Origin of the sequence: Barnesiella sp. CU968, from assembly GCF_905219685.1 — a bacterium.
In the GTDB taxonomy this organism is placed as follows: domain Bacteria; phylum Bacteroidota; class Bacteroidia; order Bacteroidales; family Muribaculaceae; genus Lepagella; species Lepagella muris_A.
On record NZ_CAJMXD010000411.1, the window covers coordinates 1 to 2496 of the forward strand.

Below are 2496 nucleotides of genomic sequence, written 5' to 3' on the forward strand. Positions count from 1 at the left end.
CCCCCAATCACCCCGCCTCCGTCACTGTGTCGAGGACACCGGCAGGAGATCACCCTTCTCATCTCCGCAAAAACTCCCAATATGCCCAGTTCCGCGTCAGGAACAAAAACGACAGACGCACCTTGAGAGCCACCCTCAGCTTCGTGCGCGCCGCCACTCCCGAAGACTCCGAAGCTTCATCTCTCGTATATTCCGGTCTGGAGAGCGATGTGCCGTCAGCAGTATCCGACAAAACGTCCTCATCGCGCAGCTTCAAATATAGTCTTGGTCTCAGCGGCAGCTTCAATCTTCCCCGGGAGCAATTCCTGGAAGCCTCCGCAAGCGCCACGTCAACCCGCAATCATTATGCCTACCGGTATCTGGAATCGGGAGAAGATATATTATCATCCACTTCAGAAGATTATTATAACTTTACAGCCGATGTCACGTATGTCAAGAAATTCAGCAGAGGCAATCAGTTTATATTGAAACTGTCGGAATTTTATAATGTCAGCTCCGCAAATTATTATGGCAACAATGAGTCATGGCAGCATCTATGGTCATCGGAATCCCTTCTTTTCGCAGAATACATGCATCCTCTATGGGGCATCGCCACTCTGCGCGTGGCACCGGGCATGTCCGCGCAGTTCTATCGCCTTCATGGCAAAGACCTTGTCAGCTACGTTGCACCCCGGGCACAGATAGCCCTCACCGTTCAGCCCGCGCAAAAGCAATATGTGCAGCTTCTTGCGCTCTACGGCAACTCCTTTCCCCAGCTTTCCATGATGTCCACTGCCACGCAACAAGTGAACATCTGGCATATCAAACGGGGAAATCCCGACCTGAAGCAGACAGGGATAATGCGGTTCATGGCGGCATACGGCATCGGCATAAGAAACGTGAATCTGCAGGCAATCGCAATTTATAACGGAGCCTACCGACTTCCGATGGCATCGTATTCCTTCGAATCCGGCAAACTTCTGGAATCCTGGCTTCCTGATGGCAGGTGGCATCAACTTGACGCATCTCTTTCGGCAACATGGATACCTGCTTCCCGTTTCAATCTTCAGGCAACAGGAGGATGGTTTTACAATCGCTATTCCAAAGTGGCGGATGTCTCTACCGGCTGCTGGAAAGGGAACGTGCAGGCAGCATATTACATCGGAGATTTTTCGATCAACATCCGCATGGAAACACCTGTGAAGATGTCAGGCTACGACCGCAAAACAGTAAAATCACCCTGGAGATACGGCTTGTCTGTGTCATGGAGTCACAAAGCGCTTCGCGCAGAAGCAGGCACCAACAATCCTTTTTCAAAACATCCCGTATACAAATACACTCTTGACAGTCCGGAATACCGCTATTCCGGCACCACATTCACCCCTGCCGAACGCGCCTCGGCATACATAAAACTCAGCTGGTCGTTCGACTTCGGCAAGAAAACCTCCCGCGACAACCTCTCTGTCAACCGCACCATCTCCACCGGTGTCATCCGCGCCGAGTAATACCGATTCATCCGCAGCTTACACGGTCATCTGCCGATTACGGAACGGAACCACGTGCGAATCTCCCGGTGCAGATATTGAAACGGCGTAATCAGAGGTCTGAAGGGTTTCTTCTCACCGGTGGTGAATATCAGGAGGTCGCCGTGATTACACTCCACATTGATTTCGGCGCCGAGCCTTATCGGTTCGCCGTCGACATGAGCAATGCCGGGTGAAAGACGACGGATAGTTGCCTTTTTAACCCTTAATGTCTGAATAATCATATTGTTCTTTATCATTCCGGTAACGAGCTCGACACCGGCGCGGGCACGAGTCAGGGGCGTTCCGGCATGAATCAGGGTTATGTCAAGCAACCCGTCGCGAATGGAAGCCATCGGGGCGATAAACACATTGTTTCCGTATTGCGATGCGTTGCATGCCGCCACTATGAACGCCTTCAACCTGAACAGATGTCCGTCGGCGTCAATCTCATATTCCTCGGGCTGAAATTTCAGATACTCACCCAAGGCACTTCGCATATAATTTATCAATCCCCGCTGGCGCGAACGGGCGAACTTCTCGCTCACGGCAGCATCAAAACCGAGACCGAACGTGCAGAAGAAGGGGCGGCCGTTGACTTCGCAGGAGTCGCAGGCGAGTATGTATCTTCGCACTATGACATCAAGAGCCTCGCTGACATCAGTAGACAACCCGAGATGACGCGCCAGTCCGTTGCCGGAACCGAGAGGTATGATGCCGAGTGCGGTTGCCGTGCCTCTGAGAGAGGAAGCGACCTCATTCACCGTCCCGTCGCCTCCTGCCGCAATCACACCGAGATACTCCTTGCGTGCCGCCTCTGCAGCAAACCGAGATGCATCTCCGGGACCTTCTGTATAAAGCACCTCCACATCAATCCCCTCGCGCCCGAGACGGCGCACGCATTTTGCCGCCACTCCTTTCTTGGAGGCAGTTCCAGAAACAGGATTGATTATGAGAAGACATTTCGGACGCATTATGCTGATTTTTTTTGCCA

The 2496-nt window shown here is 52.5% G+C and carries 2 protein-coding genes; one reads left to right on the forward strand and one right to left on the reverse strand.

What is annotated here, in order from left to right; all coding sequences use genetic code 11:
• Positions 1-1484 (forward strand): hypothetical protein (locus tag JX312_RS12195; RefSeq protein ID WP_204458171.1); only part of this gene is annotated, 1484 nt, incomplete at its 5' end.
• A gap of 26 nt (positions 1485-1510) precedes the next feature.
• Here JX312_RS12195 and JX312_RS12200 read toward each other — a convergent pair.
• Positions 1511-2496, reverse strand: a 986-nt coding sequence (locus tag JX312_RS12200; RefSeq protein WP_204458174.1) for a diacylglycerol kinase family protein, incomplete at its 5' end; no start/stop codon positions are given.